The sequence below is a fragment of the Enterobacter cloacae complex sp. P47BA genome (genome assembly GCF_014930485.1).
Lineage (GTDB): Bacteria > Pseudomonadota > Gammaproteobacteria > Enterobacterales > Enterobacteriaceae > Enterobacter > Enterobacter bugandensis.
In genome coordinates, this window is record NZ_JADBRF010000038.1 from 1 (window position 1) to 8,461 (window position 8,461).

Below are 8,461 nucleotides of genomic sequence, written 5' to 3' on the forward strand. Positions count from 1 at the left end.
GCTGTAAGTTATTCATTTCTCTGAAGCAATGTTCATCGCTTCAGGAAAAAAATTACTGGGGATTCCTCAGCCCACAGGGAGAGGGCGCAAACATCTAAAACGGTAACCTGACGGTTACCGTTTTGCATTGACCTCCCCTTCCATTTCACTTAGCGAAACGTTTCGACGTTGATCACAAATCCGTTACGTCATGATGGTTTTCTGAACATTTATGCGGCTACACTATTTTTAGCGAAACGTTTCGCTAGTGGAGCAAGAAAATGAAGAAAGGCACGGTTCTCAACTCAGAAATCTCATCGGTTATTTCCCGTCTTGGGCATACCGATACGCTGGTGGTTTGCGATGCAGGCTTACCGGTTCCGCGCAGCACAACCCGTATCGATATGGCGTTAACGCAGGGCGTGCCCTCGTTTATGCAGGTACTGGAGGTGGTGACGGCGGAGATGCAGGTTGAGGCGGCCATTCTCGCGGCGGAAATCAAACAACATAATCCGCAACTCCACGAAACGTTGCTCAGCCACATTGAGCAACTGCAACAACACCAGGGAAACACCATAGAAATTCGTTACACAACGCACGAACAGTTCAAACAACAAACCGCAGACAGTCAGGCGGTGATTCGCAGCGGGGAGTGTTCCCCGTATGCGAATATCATTCTCTGTGCTGGCGTCACCTTCTGAGGCCATCATGGACGCATTACTGCAACTCAAAGGGATCGATAAGTCGTTCCCGGGCGTAAAAGCCCTCTCCGGTGCGGCGCTTAACGTCTACCCAGGACGCGTGATGGCGCTGGTGGGCGAAAACGGTGCCGGCAAATCCACCATGATGAAAGTGCTGACCGGGATCTATCAGCGTGATGCCGGTTCACTCGTTTGGCTGGGTAAAGAAACCACCTTTAACGGCCCGAAATCCTCTCAGGAAGCGGGCATCGGCATTATTCACCAGGAGCTGAACCTGATCCCGCAGCTGACCATTGCGGAGAACATCTTCCTGGGCCGCGAGTTCGTGAACCGGTTCGGCAAAATCGACTGGAAAACCATGTACGCCGAAGCGGACAAGCTGCTGGCGAAGCTGAACCTGCGCTTTAAGAGCGACCGCCTGGTGGGCGACCTCTCCATCGGCGATCAGCAGATGGTGGAAATCGCGAAGGTGCTGAGCTTCGAGTCGAAGGTCATCATTATGGATGAACCGACCGACGCCCTGACCGATACCGAAACCGAATCCCTGTTCCGCGTGATCCGCGAGCTGAAAGCGCAGGGACGCGGCATTGTCTATATCTCTCACCGCATGAAAGAGATCTTCGAAATTTGCGACGACGTTACCGTCTTCCGCGACGGCCAGTTTATCGCCGAGCGCGAAGTGGCAACGCTGACCGAAGATACGCTGATCGAAATGATGGTGGGACGTAAGCTCGAAGACCAATATCCGCATCTGGACAAAGCGCCGGGCGAGATCCACCTGAAGGTAGATAACCTCTGCGGCCCAGGCGTAAACGATGTGACCTTTACCCTGCGTCAGGGCGAGATCCTGGGCGTGGCGGGCCTGATGGGCGCGGGCCGTACCGAGCTGATGAAAGTGCTGTACGGCGCACTGCCGCGCACCAGCGGTTACGTTACTCTTGACGGCCATGAAGTGGTGACCCGCTCGCCGCAGGACGGGCTGGCGAACGGCATCGTCTATATCTCCGAAGACCGCAAGCGCGACGGCTTAGTGCTGGGCATGTCGGTGAAAGAGAATATGTCCCTCACCGCGCTGCGCTATTTCAGCCATAGCGGCGGCAGCCTGAAGCATAAAGATGAGCAGCAGGCGGTCAGTGATTTTATCCGTCTCTTCAACGTTAAAACCCCGTCGATGGAGCAGGCTATTGGCCTGTTGTCCGGCGGGAATCAGCAGAAAGTGGCGATTGCCCGCGGGCTGATGACGCGCCCGAAGGTGTTGATCCTCGACGAGCCAACCCGCGGCGTGGACGTGGGCGCGAAAAAAGAGATCTATCAGCTGATTAACCAGTTCAAGGCCGACGGTCTGAGCATCATTCTGGTCTCTTCCGAGATGCCAGAGGTATTAGGCATGAGCGATCGCATTATCGTCATGCATGAAGGGCATCTCGGCGGTGAATTCACTCGCGAGCAGGCCACCCAGGAAGTTCTGATGGCTGCCGCTGTGGGCAAGCTTAATCGCGTGAATCAGGAGTAAGAAGATGACTACCCAGGCTGTTTCTGGTCGCCGCTATTTCACAAAGGCATGGCTGATGGAACAAAAATCGCTGATTGCCCTGCTGGTGCTGATCGCGATTGTCTCGACCATGAGCCCGAACTTTTTTACCGTCAATAATCTGTTCAACATTCTGCAGCAGACGTCGGTGAACGCCATTATGGCGGTCGGCATGACGCTGGTGATTTTGACCTCGGGTATCGATCTGTCCGTCGGTTCCCTGCTGGCGCTCACCGGTGCGATCGCCGCTTCAATTGTGGGAATTGAGGTCAACGCGCTGGTGGCCGTTGCGGCTGCACTGGCGGCTGGCGCGGCGATTGGTGCCGTTACCGGTGTGATTGTGGCAAAAGGCCGCGTTCAGGCGTTTATCGCCACGCTGGTGATGATGCTGCTGCTGCGCGGTGTGACCATGGTTTACACCAACGGTAGCCCGGTGAATACCGGGTTTACGGATAACGCGGATCTGTTTGGCTGGTTCGGTATCGGTCGCCCGCTGGGTGTCCCGACCCCGGTCTGGATCATGGCTATCGTCTTCCTGGCGGCGTGGTACATGCTGCACCATACCCGCCTGGGCCGTTATATCTATGCCCTGGGCGGTAACGAAGCGGCCACGCGCCTGTCCGGTATCAGCGTTAATAAAGTCAAAATTATCGTGTACTCCCTGTGCGGCCTGCTGGCCTCTCTGGCGGGCATCATCGAAGTGGCGCGCCTCTCTTCCGCGCAGCCAACGGCGGGGACGGGGTACGAGCTGGATGCCATCGCGGCGGTGGTTCTGGGCGGTACGAGCCTTGCGGGCGGTAAAGGTCGCATTGTTGGGACATTGATCGGCGCACTGATCCTCGGTTTCCTGAATAATGGTTTGAATTTGTTAGGTGTTTCCTCCTATTACCAGATGATCGTTAAGGCAGTGGTGATTTTGCTGGCGGTACTGGTAGACAACAAAAAACAGTAACTGACGACACTACAGGACATCTTAGATATGAACATGAAAAAACTGGCTACCCTGGTTTCTGCTGTCGCGCTGAGCGCAACCGTAAGTGCTAACGCCATGGCGAAAGATACCATCGCGCTGGTTGTCTCTACCCTGAACAACCCGTTCTTCGTCTCCCTGAAGGACGGTGCGCAGAAAGAAGCGGACAAACTGGGCTACAACCTGGTGGTGCTGGATTCACAGAACAACCCGGCGAAAGAGCTGGCTAACGTTCAGGACTTAACCGTTCGTGGCACCAAAATTCTGCTGATCAACCCAACCGATTCTGATGCCGTAGGCAACGCCGTGAAGATGGCAAACCAGGCGAAAATTCCGGTGATCACTCTGGACCGTCAGGCAACGAAAGGCGAAGTTGTGAGCCACATTGCGTCTGATAACGTGCTGGGCGGTAAAATTGCTGGTGACTACATCGCGAAGAAAGCCGGTGAAGGCGCGAAAGTTATCGAACTGCAGGGTATCGCCGGTACTTCCGCGGCCCGTGAACGTGGTGAAGGCTTCCAGCAGGCCGTGGCTGCACACAAATTCAACGTGCTGGCCAGCCAGCCGGCAGACTTCGACCGTACTAAGGGTCTGAACGTCATGCAGAACCTGCTGACCGCGCATCCAGATGTGCAGGCGGTATTTGCACAGAACGATGAGATGGCGCTCGGTGCGCTGCGTGCGCTCCAGACCGCAGGTAAATCAGATGTGATGGTTGTCGGATTTGACGGCACGCCGGATGGTGAAAAAGCAGTAAATGATGGCAAACTGGCTGCGACCATCGCTCAGCTGCCTGAGCAGATTGGCGCGACTGGCGTTGAAACTGCCGACAAAGTGCTGAAGGGCGAAAAAGTTCAGGCCAAATACCCTGTTGACCTGAAGCTGGTCATTAAGCAGTAAAGGCGATTCAGGCAGTCGCTGGCTGCCTGAGGGACACCAAATAAAAGAAAAGTGTGGCATACGCCACCGGGTAATACCGGTGGCGCTCTCAGATGGACACCTCAATACATGAAAACCGCAGGCAACCTCGTCGTCCTTGGCAGTATCAATGCCGATCACATTCTTAACCTTGAAACGTTCCCCACTCCGGGCGAAACCGTCACCGGCAATCAGTATCAGGTCGCGTTCGGCGGTAAGGGCGCAAACCAGGCAGTTGCCGCCGGGCGCAGCGGGGCGAATATCGCGTTTATCGCCTGTACGGGTGATGACGATACCGGCGAGCGCGTACGCAAACAGCTGGCGAGCGACAACATTGATGTTTCGCCAGTGAGCGTAGTCGAAGGGGAATCTACCGGCGTGGCGCTGATTTTCGTCAACGCGGAAGGTGAGAATGTCATCGGTATTCATGCTGGCGCTAACGCTGCGTTAACGACTGAACGCGTCGAAGCGCAGCGTGGGATCATCGCCGGAGCGGAAGCCCTGCTGATGCAGCTGGAGTCCCCGGTTGAAAGCGTGCTGACCGCCGCGAAAATTGCGCATGAAAATCATACCACTGTCGTACTTAACCCTGCGCCTGCCCGTGTATTATCAGACGAACTGCTGGCGCTGGTGGATATCATCACCCCGAACGAAACCGAAGCGGAAAAGCTGACGGGCATTCGCGTTGAAAATGACAATGATGCCGCGCGTGCGGCGAAAGTGCTGCATGCAAAAGGCATCGGGACCGTTATCATTACTCTTGGTAGCCGCGGGGTGTGGGCTAGCGTCAATGGCGAAGGCCGTCGCGTGCCGGGCTTTAAGGTCAAAGCCATCGATACCATCGCCGCTGGAGACACCTTCAACGGTGCGCTGGCGACGGCATTGCTGGAAGGAAAAGCGATGGATGACGCGATCCGCTTTGCACATGCCGCCGCCGCGATTGCGGTGACGCGCAAAGGCGCACAGCCTTCCGTTCCGTGGCGTAAAGAGATCGATGAATTCTTAAGTCAGCAGGGGTAACGCTTGGCTACGATGAAAGATGTCGCCCGCATGGCGGGCGTTTCTACTTCGACCGTCTCTCACGTTATTAATAACGACCGCTTCGTCAGCGAGGCGATTCGGGAGAAAGTCGAAGCCGCAGTAAAAGACCTCAACTATGCGCCGTCGGCGCTGGCGCGCAGTCTGAAGCTTAACCAGACGCGCACCATCGGCATGCTGATCACGGCCAGTACCAATCCTTTCTATTCTGAACTTGTTCGTGGCGTAGAGCGCAGCTGCTTCGAGCGTGGCTACAGTCTGGTGCTGTGCAATACTGAAGGCGACGAGCAGCGCATGAACCGCAACCTGGAAACGCTGATGCAAAAACGCGTCGACGGGCTGCTGCTGCTCTGTACCGAAACGCATCAACCTTCAAAAGAGATCATTCAGCGCTATCCTTCTATTCCCACCGTAATGATGGACTGGGCGCCGTTCGACGGGACCAGCGATCTGATTCAGGATAACTCGCTGCTGGGCGGCGATATGGCGACGCAGCACCTGATTGATAAAGGCCATACCCGCATTGCCTGCATTACCGGCCCGCTGGATAAAACCCCGGCGCGCTTGCGTCTGGAAGGCTATCTTTCGGCAATGGAGCGGGCAGGGCTTGCCATTCCTGATGGCTATCGCATCACCGGCGATTTCGAGTTTAACGGCGGTTTCGAGGCAATGCAGACGCTGCTGGCGCAAGAGCCTCGCCCGCAGGCGGTGTTTATCGGCAACGATGCGATGGCGTTTGGTGCCTATCAGGCGCTGTATCAGGCGGGACTGCGCGTTCCGGACGATATGGCGATCGTCGGTTACGATGATATCGAACTGGCGCGCTACATGACGCCGCCGCTGACCACGATCCATCAGCCGAAGGATGAACTAGGTGAGCTGGCCATCGACGTATTGATCCACCGTATGGCGCAGCCCACGCTGCAACAGCAACGTTTGCAGCTTACTCCTGTTCTGATGGAACGCGGTTCGGTTTAGCTTTCTCTTTGTGACGCTCTTTAATCAGGTTCCGGCCATCTTTCGGTTTTAACAACATAAAGACCAGCGCCGACACCACGGTAAGCGCGCCCATGGTGATAAAGGTATAGTGGAACTGCTCAACGGTATTCGTGCCGTCAAACCCTTCATAAAACCGCAGCACCGCCGCGCTCACGGCTACCCCGAGGCTGATCGACAGCTGTTGGGTCACCGCCAGTACGCTGTTGCCGCTGCTCGCGTTCTCGTCGGTCAGGTCCGCAAGGGTGATGGTGTTCATCGACGTGAACTGCGTTGACATCGCCATTCCCAGCACAAACAGCGGCAGGATCAACATCCAGACCGGTAACGCCGCGGATTGCAGCGAGAACTGCGCAATCATCAGACCGATAAAGACCGTCACGCCAACCAGTGTTTTACGATAGCCAAACCAGCGCAGTACCTGTGTGACCGTCGATTTCGCCAGAATGGAACCCATTGCCGTGGGCGCCATCATGCAGCCGGCAATCAGCGCCGGGTAGCCGAACCCCACCTGCAGCATCAATGGCATCAGGAACGGTACGCAGCCTGTGCCCAGACGTGAGGCAATATTGCCCGCGATCCCGACGGAAAAGGTTCGGGTGTTAAAGAGAGATAAAGAGATAAGCGGTGTCGGGTGACGACGCGCATGGCGTATATAAAGAAGGAACAGCAGAATACCACTGAGGATGACGGCGAGCGCCAGCCACGTTTCAACGAGCTTCTCGCCAATGAGCTCCATGCCACTGGAGAACAGCACCAGACTCAGTCCAAACAGGAAAAAGCCGCCCATATCGAAGCTGCGCCTTGGCGTGGTGAAGTTCGGCATATATTTGCGGGCATAGATCAGCCCTGCCACGCCAATCGGAATATTAATCAGGAAAATCCAGTGCCAGCTTGCCCAGGTAACCAGCACACCCCCGAGGACCGGGCCAAGTATTGGGCCGACCAGCCCTGGCATGGTGACAAAGTTGAGTACGGGGAGCAGTTCGCTGCGTGGGTAGGCACGCAGCAAAGCGAGGCGCGCCACCGGCATCATCATCGCGCCGCCTATTCCCTGCAGTACGCGAAAGATAACCAGCTCCGTTAATGAAGTGGAGAGCGCGCAGGCCAGTGAACCGAGCGTAAAGAGCGTTACGGCCAGCATGAAAACTCTGCGGGTACCGAAGCGATCGGCCAGCCAGCCACTTACCGGGATCAACATCGCCACCGTGAGGGTGTAGCTAATGATGGCGGACTGCATTGCCAGCGGGGAGCGGTTAAGGCTTTGCGCAATGGCGGGAAGCGCCGTATTGAGGATGGTGGCATCCAGTGCCTGCATAAAGAACGCCATGGCTGCAATCCACGGCAATCCGGCCATGCTGCGCGCTTTTTTCTCTGTCATTTATTTACCTGCTGGTGGGTTGGTGCGGTCAGCAATGCCTGACATGCAGTCAGGGCTCGCTGCCCGTCGCTCTCCTGAATGGCATCTACTATCGCCTGATGCAAATCCAGCTTTACCACTTCGTCTTGTGTAATAGAGGTAAAGTAGGTGTGGTACACCGAATGGAATAACGAAGCAAAGGAAGTGAGGAACGGATTGGCGCTCATCATATAGATATGTTCATGCCAGGCCATATCGACCTCAATCCATCGTTCCCGGTTGAAGTGTTTTTTCAGGAACACCATCTCTTCCATGAGTGCGTTAAGCTGCGCTTTCTGCTCTGTTGTCCCGAGCGTGGCGGCAAGCAGGCATGCCTGAGGCTCAAGACTGCTGCGCATTACCAGAAAGTGATCGACGACCTGATGAAAGTTGTCTTCGGTCATCCACCAGGAGAGCAGCTCCTGATCGAGAAAATTCCAGTTATTCTGTGGCATCACGCGCGTGCCAATACGAGGGCGTGGAAGCACCATGCCTTTTGCCGTCAGGGTTTTCACCGCCTCGCGAACCGCGGTACGGCTTACTCCAAACTGCTCACCCAGCTCCAATTCACCCGGCAGGATGCTCCCCGGGGCATATTTACCCGCTAAAATCCGCTGCGCCAGCTTTTCTGCCAGCACATAGGACAGATTTTTTTGGGCGGCCAGCTGTTGTGCGCTTAATGGCATCGCTTTTATTCCTTAATGTTTCATGCTGTTAATTATGCCACCTCGAATGTGATTGTGGTTGCAGATACATCAAATAGAACAATTTGTAGCTTGATATCACCTCTGTTGGTGAAAAAAAACACGGTCAGAAACTTTTTTTGAATTTCCTCTTGTCACTTAAGAATAACGCCCTATAATGCGCCTCCACTGACACGGAACAACGGCACACACGCCGCCGGGTCAGCAGAGAACAGCGAAAATAAT

General features: G+C 55.5%; 8 protein-coding genes. 6 read left to right on the plus strand and 2 right to left on the minus strand.

Annotated features, from left to right (window positions below):
- The first annotated feature begins 260 nt into the window (after positions 1 to 260).
- From rbsD to rbsR, 6 genes are all read left to right on the plus strand, one after another.
- Positions 261 to 680, plus strand: a complete 420-nt coding sequence (gene rbsD, locus IM299_RS22670) for a D-ribose pyranase (protein ID WP_003862392.1) — start codon at positions 261 to 263, stop codon at positions 678 to 680.
- Between the two features lie 7 nt (positions 681 to 687).
- A complete protein-coding gene (gene rbsA / locus IM299_RS22675; RefSeq protein WP_193358129.1) occupies positions 688 to 2,193 on the plus strand; it encodes a ribose ABC transporter ATP-binding protein RbsA in 1,506 nt (501 codons plus the stop codon).
- Positions 2,194 to 2,197: 4 nt separating this feature from the next.
- On the plus strand, positions 2,198 to 3,163 hold the full coding sequence (gene rbsC, locus IM299_RS22680; RefSeq protein ID WP_006808742.1) for a ribose ABC transporter permease: 966 nt from the start codon (positions 2,198 to 2,200) through the stop codon (positions 3,161 to 3,163).
- A 27-nt stretch (positions 3,164 to 3,190) separates the two neighbouring features.
- A complete protein-coding gene (gene rbsB, locus IM299_RS22685) occupies positions 3,191 to 4,081 on the plus strand; it encodes a ribose ABC transporter substrate-binding protein RbsB (RefSeq protein ID WP_010426610.1) in 891 nt (296 codons plus the stop codon).
- Between the two features lie 108 nt (positions 4,082 to 4,189).
- Entirely contained in the window at positions 4,190 to 5,119 is a 930-nt protein-coding gene (rbsK, locus tag IM299_RS22690; RefSeq protein WP_193358127.1) for a ribokinase, read from the plus strand.
- A 3-nt stretch (positions 5,120 to 5,122) separates the two neighbouring features.
- A complete protein-coding gene (gene rbsR, locus IM299_RS22695) occupies positions 5,123 to 6,115 on the plus strand; it encodes a ribose operon transcriptional repressor RbsR (RefSeq protein WP_028014905.1) in 993 nt (330 codons plus the stop codon).
- Here rbsR and mdtD read toward each other — a convergent pair.
- Both mdtD and IM299_RS22705 read right to left on the minus strand, forming a co-directional pair.
- Complete coding sequence (gene mdtD, locus IM299_RS22700) at positions 6,081 to 7,514, minus strand: multidrug transporter subunit MdtD (RefSeq protein WP_028014904.1); 1,434 nt, start codon at positions 7,512 to 7,514, stop codon at positions 6,081 to 6,083. The genes rbsR and mdtD overlap by 35 nt on opposite strands.
- A complete protein-coding gene (locus IM299_RS22705; RefSeq protein WP_193358128.1) occupies positions 7,511 to 8,218 on the minus strand; it encodes a FadR/GntR family transcriptional regulator in 708 nt (235 codons plus the stop codon). Before IM299_RS22705 ends, mdtD begins: the two co-directional genes overlap by 4 nt.
- Positions 8,219 to 8,461: the final 243 nt, after the last annotated feature.

What these genes read in the sequence shown, in the direction of transcription:
- rbsD (WP_003862392.1), top strand. Translation starts at nt 261, where the DNA reads ATGAAGAAAGGCACGGTTCTCAACTCAGAAATCTCATCGGTTATTTCC.
- rbsA (WP_193358129.1), top strand. Translation starts at nt 688, where the DNA reads ATGGACGCATTACTGCAACTCAAAGGGATCGATAAGTCGTTCCCGGGC.
- rbsC (WP_006808742.1), top strand. Translation starts at nt 2,198, where the DNA reads ATGACTACCCAGGCTGTTTCTGGTCGCCGCTATTTCACAAAGGCATGG.
- rbsB (WP_010426610.1), top strand. Translation starts at nt 3,191, where the DNA reads ATGAACATGAAAAAACTGGCTACCCTGGTTTCTGCTGTCGCGCTGAGC.
- rbsK (WP_193358127.1), top strand. Translation starts at nt 4,190, where the DNA reads ATGAAAACCGCAGGCAACCTCGTCGTCCTTGGCAGTATCAATGCCGAT.
- mdtD (WP_028014904.1), bottom strand. Translation starts at nt 7,514, where the DNA reads ATGACAGAGAAAAAAGCGCGCAGCATGGCCGGATTGCCGTGGATTGCA.
- IM299_RS22705 (WP_193358128.1), bottom strand. Translation starts at nt 8,218, where the DNA reads ATGCCATTAAGCGCACAACAGCTGGCCGCCCAAAAAAATCTGTCCTAT.